This is a genomic window from Streptomyces bicolor (assembly GCF_000719285.1).
GTDB classification, from domain to species: Bacteria; Actinomycetota; Actinomycetes; order Streptomycetales; family Streptomycetaceae; genus Streptomyces; species Streptomyces bicolor.
Genome location: NZ_JOFS01000002.1, coordinates 322,851 through 336,050 on the forward strand (window position 1 = coordinate 322,851; position 13,200 = coordinate 336,050).

The 13,200-nt window shown below is 69.4% G+C and carries 9 protein-coding genes; 3 read left to right on the plus strand and 6 right to left on the minus strand.

The genetic code is table 11. The features are described from left to right. Positions 1–74 precede the first annotated feature (74 nt). From IF78_RS0103650 to IF78_RS0103660, 3 genes are read right to left on the minus strand one after another with little or no spacing between them, the layout of a single operon-like run. Positions 75–2,027, minus strand: a complete 1,953-nt coding sequence (locus IF78_RS0103650; RefSeq protein ID WP_031478619.1) for an ABC transporter permease/substrate-binding protein — start codon at positions 2,025–2,027, stop codon at positions 75–77. Then, entirely contained in the window at positions 2,017–3,540 is a 1,524-nt protein-coding gene (locus IF78_RS0103655) for a sugar ABC transporter ATP-binding protein (protein ID WP_031478621.1), read from the minus strand. Before IF78_RS0103655 ends, IF78_RS0103650 begins: the two co-directional genes overlap by 11 nt. Further along, positions 3,537–4,574, minus strand: a complete 1,038-nt coding sequence (locus IF78_RS0103660) for a LacI family DNA-binding transcriptional regulator (protein ID WP_031478622.1) — start codon at positions 4,572–4,574, stop codon at positions 3,537–3,539. The genes IF78_RS0103655 and IF78_RS0103660 overlap by 4 nt, the downstream gene beginning before the upstream one ends. 211 nt (positions 4,575–4,785) lie before the next feature. Here IF78_RS0103660 and IF78_RS0103665 point away from each other — a divergent pair, with 211 nt between their 5' ends. The 3 genes from IF78_RS0103665 (at position 4,786) to IF78_RS0103675 (ending at position 9,024) form a co-directional block, all read left to right on the plus strand. Then, positions 4,786–5,151: a cupin domain-containing protein gene (locus IF78_RS0103665; RefSeq protein ID WP_031478623.1), complete on the plus strand. Its 366-nt coding sequence runs from the start codon at positions 4,786–4,788 to the stop codon at positions 5,149–5,151. Positions 5,152–5,215: 64 nt separating this feature from the next. Beyond that, positions 5,216–7,471 carry an SF1B family DNA helicase RecD2 gene (gene recD2, locus IF78_RS0103670; RefSeq protein WP_031478625.1) on the plus strand — a complete coding sequence of 752 codons (2,256 nt, stop codon included), beginning with the start codon at positions 5,216–5,218 and terminating at the stop codon, positions 7,469–7,471. Between the two features lie 263 nt (positions 7,472–7,734). Next, on the plus strand, positions 7,735–9,024 hold the full coding sequence (locus IF78_RS0103675; protein ID WP_031478627.1) for a citrate synthase: 1,290 nt from the start codon (positions 7,735–7,737) through the stop codon (positions 9,022–9,024). A gap of 679 nt (positions 9,025–9,703) precedes the next feature. Here IF78_RS0103675 and IF78_RS0103680 read toward each other — a convergent pair. The 3 genes from IF78_RS0103680 to IF78_RS0103690 form a co-directional block, all read right to left on the minus strand. Continuing rightward, on the minus strand, positions 9,704–11,887 hold the full coding sequence (locus tag IF78_RS0103680) for a heavy metal translocating P-type ATPase (protein ID WP_234439758.1): 2,184 nt from the start codon (positions 11,885–11,887) through the stop codon (positions 9,704–9,706). 187 nt (positions 11,888–12,074) lie between these two features. After that, entirely contained in the window at positions 12,075–12,314 is a 240-nt protein-coding gene (locus IF78_RS0103685; protein WP_031478630.1) for a heavy-metal-associated domain-containing protein, read from the minus strand. A gap of 140 nt (positions 12,315–12,454) precedes the next feature. Beyond that, positions 12,455–13,102: a TetR/AcrR family transcriptional regulator gene (locus IF78_RS0103690; protein ID WP_031478632.1), complete on the minus strand. Its 648-nt coding sequence runs from the start codon at positions 13,100–13,102 to the stop codon at positions 12,455–12,457. Positions 13,103–13,200 lie beyond the last annotated feature (98 nt).

Below are 13,200 nucleotides of genomic sequence, written 5' to 3' on the forward strand. Positions count from 1 at the left end.
TTGCTCCCCTGATTGGTCCCCGTAAGTCACCTGGCGCGGGCGGATCCCGCGAAGGACCCGCCCGCCGTCCGGCCTCAGCCCGTGAAGCCGGCCACGTTCTCCTTCGTGACCACCTTCACCGGCACCATCACCGACTTCTCGACCTTGTCGCCGCTCGCGGCCTTCACCGCGTTCTGCACGGCGATCCTGCCGAGCTCCGTCGGCTGCTGTGCCACCGACGCGAACAGGGTGCCCCCTTCGACGGCCTTCAGGCCGTCCGCGGTGCCGTCGAAGCCGATGACCTGGACGGACTTTCCGGCCTTGGCGCCGAGTGCCTTGATCGCGCCGAGCGCCATCTCGTCGTTCTCCGCGAAGACACCGTTGATGTCCGGGTTGGCCTGCAGCAGGTTGGTCATGACGTCCAGGCCCTTGGTGCGGTCCCAGTCGGCGGGCTGCTTGGCGACGACCTCGATGCCCGGGTGGGCCTTCAGTCCCTCGGCGAAGCCGGCGCCGCGCTCACGGCTGGCGGAGGTGCCCGCCTGGCCCTGCAGGATCACGATCCGGCCCTTGCCGCCCAGCTTCTCGGCGAGCGCCTCGGCGGCGAGCTTGCCGCCGGTGACGTTGTCGGAGGCGACGAGCGCGGCGGTGGTGGCGTTGTTGACCGCGCGGTCGACGGCGACGAGCGGGATATCCGACTTGTTCACGGCCTTCGCCGCCGGGGTCACCGCGTCGGAGTCCACCGGGTTGACGATGATCGTGCCGAGGCCCTCACTGGTGAAGTTCTGCAGCTGGTTGGCCTGCTGCGAGGCGTCGTTCTGCGCGTCCGTGACCGTCAGGTCGACGCCCAGCTTCTTCGCCTCCTCCTGCGCCCCGGTGCGGATCGACACGAAGAACGGGTTGTTGAGGGTCGACAGCGACAGGCCGATCTTCTGGCTCTTCGCCTCGGACGAACCGCTGTGCAGGAGGGACGTGGCGCCCACGACCGCCGCCGCGACGACGGCCGCGAGGAGGTACGTCGCCGCCTGCTTGCCCTTGTTGCCGTTGCCGTTGCCGCCGGTCGTCACCGGAGTGGCCCCGGCCTTGCGGCGCACCGTGTCCAGCAGCACCGCAAGCGCGATCACGACACCGATCACGACCTGCTGCCAGAAGGCGGACACGGACAGGAGGTTGAGGCCGTTCCTGAGCACCGCCAGGATCAGCGCGCCGATCAGCGTGCCGGAGGCCTTGCCGGTGCCGCCCGCGAGCGAGGCGCCGCCGATGACGACCGCCGCGATGGCGTCGAGCTCGTAGCCCTGCGCGGCCTGCGGCTGCGCGGAGGACAGCCGGGCGGCGAGGACGATGCCCGCGGCGGCGGCGAACAGACCGGAGAACGCGTAGATGGCGAGCTTCTGCTTCTTCACCCGCAGGCCGGAGAGGCGGGCCGCCTCCTCGTTGCCGCCGATCGCGTACATCGAGCGGCCGATGTACGTCCGTCCCAGCACGAACGCAGTGATCAGCCCCATGCCGACCATCACGAGCACGGGCACCGGCAGCCAGCCGCCGAGCGTGTCGCCGAGGTGCGAGACCGAGTCGGGGAAGGCGATCGGGGAGCCCTGCGAGATCACCAGGGACAGGCCGCGGGCCACCGACAGCATGGCCAGCGTCGCGATGAACGGCGGGAGTTTGCCGTACGACACCAGGAAGCCGTTGACCAGGCCGCAGGCTATGCCGGTCGCGATGGCCAGGAGTACGGCGAGGAAGACCGGCACGCCTTCCGACGTCGCGCTCCAGGCGAGGACGGTGGCCGACAGGGCGGCGACCGAGCCGACCGACAGGTCGATGCCCGCCGAGACGATCACGAAGGTGACGCCGAAGGCGAGGATGGCGGTCACGGCCGCCTGGACGCCGACGTTGAGGAGGTTTTCGGCCGTCAGGAAGTCGCCGGACAGCGCCGACATCGCGATGACGAGGACGATCAGCGCGGTGAGCGCGCCGTTGTCGAGGAGGAGCCGGCGAAGCCCCGAGGCGCCACTCGCGCCCGGCGTGCTCTTGAGCGTGTCAGTGGCCACGGGGGGCCTCCGTTCCGATCGTGGTGGGGGTGGAGACGGCGAGCGCCATCACGGCGTCCTGGGTGGCCTCGTCGGCCGGGAGTTCGCCCGCGATCCGGCCCTGGGCCATGACCAGGACCCGGTCGCTCATGCCGAGGACCTCGGGCAGATCGCTGGAGATCATCAGTACGGCCGCACCGGCGGCGGTGAGTTCGTTGATCAGCTGGTAGATCTCGACCTTGGCGCCGACGTCGATCCCGCGCGTGGGCTCGTCGAGGATCAGCACCTTGGTGTCGGCGAGCAGCCACTTGCCGATGACGACCTTCTGCTGGTTGCCGCCGGACAGGGTGCGGACCTGCTGCCCGAGGCCCGCCATCCGCACGCCGAGCTGCCGCGCGATCCGCCCCGCGGCCTCGCGCCGGCCCTTGAGGTCGACGAGCCCCGCGCGCGTGGCCGCACGCAGCGTCACGAGGCCCAGGTTCTCCTCGACGGACGCGTCCAGCACCAGGCCCTGGCCCTTGCGGTCCTCGGGGATGAGTCCGATGCCGGCTTCCATGGCCGCGTTGACGTCGTGGCGCCTCAGGGACGCCCCGGAGACCTTCACGGCGCCCTTGTCGTACGGATCGGCCCCGAAGACCGCGCGCACGACCTCGGTGCGCCCGGCGCCGACGAGCCCCGCGATGCCGACCACCTCACCGGCGTGCACCTCGAAGCTGACGTCGTGGAAGACGCCGTCCTTGGTCAGCCCCTCGACGGTGAGCAACGCGGCGCCCTTGTCGGCCCGTTCGCGCGGGTACTGCTGCTCGATCGAGCGCCCCACCATGAGCCGTACGAGCTCGTCCTGCGGCGTGGCGGCCGGGACCTGCCCGACGCTCCGGCCGTCCCGGATGACCGTCACCCGGTCGCCCAGGGCGGCGATCTCCTCCAGGTGATGCGTGATGAAGACGATCCCGACGCCGTCCTCGCGCAGCCTGCGCACGATCGAGAACAGCTTGTCGACCTCCTCGGAGGTCAGCACGGCGGTCGGCTCGTCCATGATGAGCACGCGCGCGTTGAGGCTCAGCGCCTTGGCGATCTCGACCATCTGCAGGCGTGCGATGCCGAGTTCGCGGACACGCGCGCGTGGGGAGACGCTGACGCCGACCCGTTCCAGCAGAACGGCGGCGTCGGCCTCCATCCGCCTGCGGTCGATCATCCCGAAGCGGCGCGGCTGGCGCCCCAGGAAGATGTTCTCGGCGACCGTGAGGTCGGGAACGAGGTTGAACTCCTGGTAGATGGTGGCGATCCCGAGGCGCTCGGAGTCCTGCGCACCATGGATGCGCGTCTCCTCGCCGCCGACCAGGATCCGTCCGGCGTCGGGGGTGTAGGCGCCGGAGAGCATCTTGATGAGGGTGCTCTTGCCCGCGCCGTTCTCACCGAGCAGCACATGCACCTCGCCCCGGCGCAGATCGAAGTCGACGCCGTCCAGCGCGACCACGCCCGGGAAGGTCTTCCGTATGCCCTCGATGCGCAGCAACTCGTCCGGGTTGCTCACGACGTGCTCCTTTGCACTGGGGTGGGGGACTGTGGGGGGTTGGGGGGCTCGCCGCACGAGCGGCGTACGACGAGACGGGCGGGGAGGGTGACGGACTCGCCGGGCCGTCCCTCGATGCGGTCGACCAGGGCCCGTACGGCGGCCCGGCCCAGCTCGCCCGTCGGCTGGGCGACGGCGGTGACCGGCGGATCGGTGTGCACGAACCACGGGATGTCGTCGAACGCGGCCAGCGCGATGTCGTCCGGTACGCGCAGCCCACGCGCGCGTACGGCGTCCAGCGCGCCGAGCGCCATCAGGTTGTCGGCTGCGAACACGACCTCGGGCGGCTCGGGCAGATCGAGGAACCCCTCGGTGACGCGCCGCCCGCTCTCGGCCTGGAAGTCGCCCTGGCCTATGTAGGCGTCGGGGAGCTCGAGGCCGTACACGCCGAGCGCCTCCCGGAAGGCCTCGACGCGCTCCCGTCCGGTCGTGGTCGCCGCCGGTCCCGCGATGATCGCGAGCCGCCGGTGCCCGAGCGAATGCAGATGGGCGACGAGGTCGCGCACGGCGGCCCGACCGTCGGCCCTGACCACGGGCACGTCCACACCGGGGATCCACCGGTCCACGAACACCATCGGCGTCCCCGCGCGCGCGGCGTCCAGCATCAGCGGCGAGCCGCCGTCGGTGGGGGAGACGAGGAGCCCGTCGATGCGCCGGTCCAGCAGGTTGCGCACATGGTGGTCCTGCAGATCCGGCCGCTCGTCGGCGTTGCCGATGATGACGCTGTAGCCGAGCGCGCGGGCCTCCTCCTCGACGGAGCGGGCCAGTTCGGTGAAGTAGGGGTTCATCACGTCGCTGATGACCAGGCCGAGGGTGTGGGTCTGGTCGGTGCGCAGGGAGCGGGCGACGGCGTTCGGGCGGTAGCCCAGGGTCTCGACGGCGGCCAGCACGCGCGTGCGTGCCTCGGCGCTGACCGACGGATGGTCGTTCAGGACGCGCGAGACCGTGGCGACGGAGACGCCCGCCTCGGCAGCGACGTCCTTGATGCTCGCCATCGCCGCTCCACCTCCTCGTGGTTCGTACGCGCACGCCGTGGAATCGATTACATCGACGTGTACGGAGGATTGGAATCGATTACACAGGGGTTGATCAAGCCCTCAACGACATCCCGAGACCGGATCGTGATGTCGCGAGGAACTCCATGGCGGTTCAGCCTGGAAGGGGGCGTTCTCTGAGGAACCCCTTCTGGGCCGGAGTGGAGGAGTCATGACGGCAGCGACACGCGAAGACGTACCCGTCGCCCTCGGCGGCGACGGTGTGGAGGTACGCACCGAGCCGATCGGTGGCGGTATGTCCGTCGGCTACATCAGCCTGCCGGAGGGCACGGACATGGGCCCTGCCCTCAAGGGCCTGGAAGGCGACGCCTGCCCCTGCCCGCACTGGGGCTACCTGCTGAAGGGGCGGCTTCGGATGCTGACGCCCGAGGGCGAGGAGCACTACGAGGCGGGTCAGGCGTACTACTGGGCGCCCGGCCATGTCCCGGTGGCTCTGGAGGACTGCGAGTTCGTCGAGTTCTCGCCGACCGAGGACTTCCAGGCGGTCATCGACCACGTGAAGTCCCAGGCCGGGTGAGAGCCGGCGGCCGCTTCGGCCACGGGCTTCCCACGTTGTCGGACCCGGGCGGTAGCGTCGGATCATGTCCAATCAGCCGGGGGCTTCCACAGGCGAACGACGACTGGCCGTACTCGAAGGCGTCCTCGAGCGGATCACGTACGCCAACGAGGAGAACGGCTACACGGTCGCGCGTGTCGACACGGGCAGAGGCGGCGGCGACCTCCTGACCGTCGTCGGCGCGCTGCTCGGCGCCCAGGTCGGCGAGTCGCTGCGGATGGAGGGCCGTTGGGGCTCCCACCCCCAGTACGGCAAGCAGTTCACCGTCGAGAACTACACGACCGTCCTGCCGGCCACCGTCCAGGGCATCCGCCGCTACCTCGGCTCCGGGCTGGTCAAGGGCATCGGCCCGGTCTTCGCCGACCGCATCACCCAGCACTTCGGGCTGGACACCCTCAAGATCATCGAGGAGGAGCCGAAGCGACTCATCGAGGTCCCCGGCCTGGGCCCCAAGCGCACGAAGAAGATCGCCGACGCCTGGGAGGAACAGAAGGCGATCAAGGAGGTCATGCTCTTCCTCCAGACCGTCGAGGTGTCGACGTCGATCGCGGTGCGCATCTACAAGAAATACGGCGACGCCTCCATCTCCGTGGTGAAGAACCAGCCCTACCGCCTTGCCGCCGACGTCTGGGGCATCGGCTTCCTCACCGCCGACAAGATCGCCCAGTCCGTCGGCATCCCGCACGACAGCCCGGAGCGCGTCAAGGCGGGCCTGCAGTACGCCCTGTCGCAGGCCACCGACCAAGGCAACTGCTACCTCCCCGAGGAGCGGCTGATCGCCGACGCGGTCAAGCTCCTCCAGGTGGACACCGGGCTCGTCATCGAGTGCCTCGCGGAGCTGGCCCAGGTGCCCGAGGACGGCGGTGACCCCGGTGTCGTACGGGAGAAGGTCCCCGGCCCGGACGGTGGCTCCGAACCCGTCACCGCCGTCTACCTCGTCCCCTTCCACCGGGCCGAACTCTCCCTCGCCGCCCAGCTGTTGCGCCTGCTGCGCACCGAGGAGGACCGCATGCCGGGCTTCCGTGACGTGGCCTGGGACAAGGCACTGGGGTGGCTGAAGGGCCGTACGGGCACGGACCTCGCACCGGAGCAGGAGGCCGCCGTCAAGCTGGCGCTGACGAAGAAGGTCGCCGTGCTGACCGGCGGCCCCGGCTGTGGCAAGTCGTTCACGGTGCGCTCGATCGTGGAGCTGGCCCGCGCCAAGAAGGCCCGGGTCGTGCTCGCCGCCCCCACCGGCCGCGCCGCCAAGCGCCTCGCCGAGCTCACCGGAGCCGAGGCCTCCACCGTCCACCGCCTCCTGGAGCTCAAGCCCGGCGGCGACGCGGCCTACGACAAGGACCGCCCGCTCCAGGCCGACCTGGTGGTGGTCGACGAGGCGTCCATGCTGGACCTGCTGCTGGCCAACAAGCTGGTCAAGGCCGTACCGCCGGGTGCCCATCTGCTCTTCGTGGGGGATGTCGACCAGCTGCCCAGCGTCGGGGCGGGAGAGGTCCTCAGGGATCTGCTCGCCGACGACAGCCCCATCCCGGCCGTCCGCCTCACGCGCGTGTTCCGTCAGGCCCAGCAGTCGGGCGTGGTGACCAACGCACACCGGATCAACGCCGGGCAGCACCCCGTCACCGACGGCATGAAGGACTTCTTCCTCTTCGTCGAGGACGACACGGAGGAGGCCGGACGGCTCACGGTGGACGTCGCGGCCCGTCGGATTCCGGCCAAATTCGGGCTCGATCCGCGCCGGGACGTCCAGGTCCTGGCTCCCATGCACCGGGGACCGGCCGGCGCGGGCACGCTGAACGGACTGCTCCAGCAGGCCATCACGCCAGGGCGGCCCGACCTCGCGGAGAAGCGGTTCGGCGGCCGGGTTCTCCGTGTCGGCGACAAGGTCACCCAGATTCGCAACAATTACGAGAAAGGGAAGAACGGTGTCTTCAACGGCACCGTGGGCGTGGTCACCTCGCTCGACCCGGTCGACCAGCGCCTCACGGTGCTGACGGACGAGGACGAGGAGGTGCCGTACGAATTCGACGAACTGGACGAACTGGCGCACGCGTACGCGGTGACCATTCACCGTTCACAGGGAAGTGAATATCCCGCCGTGGTGATCCCCGTCACCACCGGAGCATGGATGATGCTCCAGCGGAACCTGCTGTACACGGCCGTGACCCGGGCCAGGCAACTGGTCGTCCTCGTCGGATCACGCAAGGCGATCGGGCAGGCCGTGCGCACCGTGTCGGCGGGGCGGCGCTGCACGGCGCTCGACCACCGGCTCGCGGGCTCCTGACCCGCTTTCGGCCCGCTGGCGGACCCCCTTCTGACCTGGCGATTCGTGAGGCAGCGAAAAAAATGATCGATCAAACGAGTCGTGAAGGTCACAGACCACTTCCAGATGGGGAAAACACGGGGCAGGATGACAGGTTGGCGGCACTGAGTGCCGCCGATAGGCCCAATGGTCGACCCCGAGTGCACTCTCCTGAGCCAAATGGGGGAGGGTAGAGACAGTCAGGGCAACCTCGAAGATGAGGCACAACGTCGGTGAGGGAAGACGTGAGCGACAACTCTGTAGTACTGCGGTACGGCGACGGCGAGTACACCTACCCGGTGATTGACAGCACCGTCGGCGACAAGGGCTTCGACATCGGCAAACTCCGCGCCCAGACCGGTCTGGTGACGCTGGACAGCGGTTACGGCAACACCGCCGCGTACAAATCGGCCGTCACCTACCTCGACGGCGAGGCGGGCATCCTCCGCTACCGCGGCTACCCGATCGAGCAGCTGGCCGAGCGCTCCACCTTCCTGGAGGTGGCCTACCTGCTGATCAACGGTGAGCTGCCGACCGTCGACGAGCTCTCGACGTTCAAGAACGACATCACCCAGCACACCCTGCTGCACGAGGACGTCAAGAACTTCTACAAGGGCTTCCCGCGCGACGCCCACCCGATGGCCATGCTGTCGTCGGTCGTCTCCGCGCTGTCCACGTTCTACCAGGACAGCCACAACCCGTTCGACGAGACGCAGCGCAACCTCTCGACGATCCGTCTGCTCGCCAAGCTTCCGACGATCGCCGCGTACGCGTACAAGAAGTCGATCGGCCACCCGTTCGTCTACCCGCGCAACGACCTCGGTTACGTCGAGAACTTCCTGCGCATGACCTTCTCGGTGCCGGCGCAGGAGTACGAGCTCGACCCGATCGTCGTCTCCGCCCTCGACAAGCTGCTGATCCTGCACGCGGACCACGAGCAGAACTGTTCGACCTCGACGGTCCGCCTCGTCGGCTCGTCGCAGGCCAACATGTTCGCGTCGATCTCGGCCGGCATCAACGCGCTGTGGGGCCCGCTGCACGGTGGCGCCAACCAGTCGGTGCTGGAGATGCTCGAGGGCATCCGTGACGCGGGCGGCGACGTCGACTCCTTCATCCGCAAGGTGAAGAACAAGGAGGACGGCGTCCGCCTGATGGGCTTCGGCCACCGGGTCTACAAGAACTTCGACCCGCGCGCCAAGATCATCAAGGCCGCCGCGCACGACGTCCTCTCGGCTCTCGGCAAGTCCGACGAGCTGCTGGACATCGCGCTGAAGCTGGAGGAGCACGCGCTTTCCGACGACTACTTCGTCTCGCGCAGCCTCTACCCGAACGTCGACTTCTACACCGGCCTGATCTACCGGGCCATGGGCTTCCCGACCGAGATGTTCACGGTCCTGTTCGCCCTCGGCCGTCTGCCGGGCTGGATCGCCCAGTGGCACGAGATGATCAAGGAGCCGGGTTCGCGCATCGGCCGTCCGCGTCAGATCTACACGGGCGTGGTGGAGCGGGACTTCATTCCGGTCGAGCAGCGCTGACACACGCCGGTGGCTGGGCCGACCTGCTTTTAGAGGCGCGGGGCCGCATCAATATGCGGCTCCGCCGCGCGGGCGCGATCGGCCCCCACCGGCCAGCAGCCGGGAAACAACCTGAAGGCACCGAACCCCCCGGTTCAATCCGCGAAGCGAAAGGCGCCCTGGCGCCGGTCCCCCCACGGGCCGACGTCCAGGGCGCCTTCCCATGTCCCGGTGCGGATTCCCCCCACGGGATCCGGCCGGGCGTCTGAGAGACGAGCGCCTGAATCGCTGTCTTTCGGTGTTGCCGATTGAGCAGAACGAGCAGAACTCGTCGTACTCATGTATGCGGTTGTTCATGCGGTCTGCCGGGACAGCGCACGGTCGGGAGGGCCGCTCAAAGCTTCCCGATGTACGTGCCCCGGCAACGCAACTCTGAGGAAGTCCCCCAAGACATCCTCAGATGCCAGTAAGCGCCCCCCAAGACGCTGCCTGACATCGTCAACTTAGACCTTCGAACCCCTTCGATGGTTACGTTCACATCACTGTGATCTGCGTCTCTTGCATATGTCCGTTAGATACGCAAGAGCCCCGATATGGCGATCGGGACCCAAGCGTAAGGATGATGCGTGAGCCTTGTGAAGAGCTTATGTGAGCTGGGCTTCGGACTCCAGAGGGGCCTGGCGGGGTTCTTACTACGAATTCACCGGAAGGTTCGCAGTCTCAGGCTGTTCGTCACGACGAACACCGACGAGAAGGCCATCGCGGCCCCCGCGATCATCGGGTTCAGCAACCCCGCCGCGGCCAGCGGCAACGCGGCGACGTTGTACCCGAAGGCCCACCCGAGGTTGCCCTTGATCGTGGCCAGCGTCCTGCGGGACAGCCGGATCGCGTCCGCGGCCACCCGCAGATCCCCGCGCACCAGCGTCAGATCGCCCGCCTCGATCGCCGCGTCCGTCCCCGTCCCCATGGCGAGACCCAGATCGGCGGTGGCAAGCGCGGCCGCGTCGTTGACGCCGTCACCGACCATGGCCACACAGCGCCCCTCGCGCCGCAGCCGCCGTACGGCCTCGACCTTGTCCTCGGGCAGGACCTCCGCGATCACCTGATCGATACCGACCGAGCGCGCGACCGCTTCGGCGACCGTCCGGTTGTCGCCGGTCAGCAGTACCGGCGTGAGCCCGAGCGCGCGCAGTGAGCGCACCGCCTCGGCGCTGGTCTCCTTCACCGCGTCCGCGACGGCGACGACGCCGCGTGCCACGCCGTCCCACCCGACCACGACGGCCGTACGACCCTCTCTCTCGGTCTCTTCCCGGGCGCGGGCGAGCTCGGGTGGCAGCTCCTCGAAAAGGCGGCCCACGGCCACGTCATGGCCCTGCACGCGCGCGCGTACGCCGCGCCCGGGGACGTTCTCGAACCCCTCGACCTCCGGGAGCCGTCCGACCCGCTCCTGAGCACCCGCGGCCACGGCCCGGGCGACGGGATGCTCGGAGGCGTGCTCGACGGCGCCCGCGAACCGCAGCACCTGCTCCTCGTCGGCGCCTTCGGCGACGTACACCTTCTGGAAGGTCATGCGACCGGTGGTGACCGTGCCGGTCTTGTCCAGGACGACGGTGTCGACGCGGCGCGTGGACTCCAGCACCTCCGGGCCCTTGATGAGGATCCCGAGCTGCGCGCCGCGTCCGGTGCCCACCATCAGGGCCGTGGGCGTGGCCAGGCCCAGCGCGCACGGGCAGGCGATGATCAGCACCGCGACGGCCGCGGTGAACGCGGCGACCGTGTCGTCGGTGATGCCGAGCCAGGCGCCGAAGGTGGCGACCGCCAGAACGATGACCGCGGGTACGAACACCGCGGAGATCCGGTCGGCGAGCCGCTGCACCTCGGCCTTGCCGTTCTGCGCGTCCTCCACCAGCTTCGCCATCCGCGCGAGTTGCGTGTCGGCGCCGATCCGGGTCGCCTCGACGACGAGCCGCCCGCCCGCGTTGACCGTGGCGCCGGTGACCGCGTCCCCGACCGTCACATCGACCGGCACCGACTCGCCGGTCAGCATGGCGGCGTCCACGGCGGACGAGCCCTCGACGACGGTGCCGTCGGTGGCGATCTTCTCGCCGGGCCGTACGACGAACCGGTCACCGACGGCCAGCCGGTCGACCGGGACGCGGACCTCGCGTCCGTCGCGGAGTACGGCGACGTCCTTCGCGCCGAGTTCCATCAGGGCCCGTAGTGCCGCACCGGCGCGGCGCCTGGCGCGGGCCTCCAGATAGCGGCCGAGGAGGAGGAAGGTGACGACTCCGGAGGCCACTTCGAGGTAGATCTGCGAGGCGCCGTCCACGCGCGCGACGGTGAACTCGAAGTCGTCGCGCATACCGGCCATGCCCGCGTCACCGAGGAACAGTGCCCACAACGACCAGCCGAACGCCGCCAGCGTGCCCATCGAGATCAGCGTGTCCATGGTCGCCGCACCGTGCCGGGCGTTCGTGAACGCGGCGCGGTGGAAGGGCAGCCCACCCCAGACGACGACCGGCGAGGCGAGGGTGAGCGCGAGCCACTGCCAGTTGTCGAACTGCAGGGCCGGGATCATCGACAGCAGGGCGACTGGGACCGCGAGCAGGGCGGAGACGGTGAGGCGCTGTCGGTAGGAGGCCAGTTCCGGGTCCTCCGGCGCCTGCTCGGGGTTTCCCGGGGCCTGCTGTGGCTCGGGCTGCGGGGGAGCGGGCTCCTCGGCGGTGTACCCGGTCTTCTCCACTACGGCGATCAGGTCGGCGACCTCGATGCCCGTGCGGTAGCTGACCCTCGCCTTCTCCGTCGCGTAGTTCACCGTGGCGGTGACGCCGTCCATGCGGTTGAGCTTCTTCTCGACGCGGGCGGCGCAGGAGGCGCAGGTCATTCCGCCGATGAGCAGCTCGACTTCGGAGGTGTGGGCGGGAGTGGGGGTGGTGGCGGGGGCACCCGAGGCGCCAGTGGGCGTACCAGTGGGCGTACCAGTGGACGTACCAGCGGTCGGGCCGGTCGGGTCGGCTGTGCCGGTGGTCCCCGGTATCCGCGGCTGGTCGGTGGTGCGGGGCATGGCCGGCTCAGATCTTGGCGACCAGCTCGAAGCCCGCTTCGTCAATCGCGGAGCGCACCGCCTCCTCGTCCAGCGGGGCCGCGGAGACGACGGTGACCTCGCCGGTCGAGGCGACGGCCTTCACCGAGCTGACGCCGGGGAGTTCGGAGACCTCGCCGGATACGGCACCCTCGCAGTGCCCGCAGCTCATGCCGCTCACCTTGTAGACGGCGGTGACGGAACCCGGGGTGTCGGTCTGGGCGGTCATGTCGTTCTCCTCGTCGAGGCATGTGGGGCCGGCGGGACCCAAGGGGGCCCTCCGTAATCCACGCTATACCCCTCCGGGGTACTTCTCCAACAGGGGTCGGGGGTGTGCCGGGACCGTCGCCCCGGGGCTGCCGGGCCGCTTCAGGAGGGCTCGGGGTGCCCGAGTCTGGCGCCGACCAGCGGGCCGAGGTAGCGGATCAGGGCGTTCTTCAGCTCCTGGATGTACGCGTCACGCTCGGCGCCCTCGTGGGCGAGGACCAGCTCCAGGCCCGCCTTGTACAGGCCCAGGCACATGTGTGCGGTCCGGCTGAGGTCGGCGGGCGGGATGTCCGGCAGGAGGGAGGAGAGCAGGCCCTGGATCCGGCCGAGCAGGGTCGCGTGCAGGGCGTCGTGCTCCTCGGTGATGCGGCCCGGGATGTCGGGGCCGTGCATCAGCGCGAAGAACACCGGGTGCTCGCAGTTGAAGGCGATGAACCGGTCGACGGCGGAGCCGACCGCCTGCTCCAGGGGTGTCGCGGGGTCGACCGGCGCGAGCGCCTCGCCGTACGCCTCGCGCATCTCATGCATGAGCCGGTCGCCCAGCTCGATCGCGATCGCCTCCTTGTTCGGGAAGAACTGGTACAGCGTGCCCGGCGAGACGCCCGCCTCGCGGGCGATGGCGTTGGTGCTGGCGGCCGTGTAGCCGGTGGTGGTGAAGACGGTGGCGGCGGCTTCCAGCAGTTGGGCGATACGGCGCTCGCCGCGGGCCTGGCGGCGGCGCGGCTGGTCCTTCTCCTGGTTGACGGACACGCGTTATCCCCAGCTTCTCCGAACGCGATTGACAAACGCGAGTGTGCGCTCGCATTCTGGAGAAACGCGAGCGATGTCTCGTGTTTGCCAGTCTATGG